We start from the raw sequence: 459 nt of genomic DNA on the forward strand, positions 1-459 counted from the left end.
CACTTTGGTAACTCAAATGTTCAGTCCTACAACCCCAACAAGCAAGCTCGTTGGTTTGGGCTCTTCCCGTTTCGCTCGCCGCTACTCAGGGAATCGAATTTTCTTTCTCTTCCTGCAGCTACTTAGATGTTTCAGTTCACTGCGTCTACCGCCTGACAGCTATGTATTCACTGCTCAGGCAATCATCGACTAAGATGATTGGGTTTCCCCATTCGGAAATCTCCGGATCAAAGCGTACTTACCGCTCCCCGAAGCATATCGGTGTTAGTCCCGTCCTTCATCGGCTCCTAGTACCAAGGCATTCACCATGCGCCCTTCATAACTTAACCTTGATGATCTTACGATCACCTCAGTTATTGAGTATGCGATTAATTTCGTTAATAAAACTCAAATAACGCGGTGTTCTCGGTTTAATTGTGAATAAAGAAATAAATATTATTTAGTTTTCAAAGTACAAGC

At 43.6% G+C, this 459-nt stretch carries 1 rRNA gene; it reads right to left on the reverse strand.

Features of this window, described 5'->3' with window-relative positions:
* Window positions 1-329: ribosomal RNA gene (locus QOS03_RS09290) — 23S ribosomal RNA — on the reverse strand; the annotation flags it as partial.
* Window positions 330-459: the final 130 nt, after the last annotated feature.

It is taken from the genome of Limosilactobacillus pulli (assembly GCF_947381555.1).
Classification (GTDB): Bacteria; Bacillota; Bacilli; order Lactobacillales; family Lactobacillaceae; genus Limosilactobacillus; species Limosilactobacillus pulli.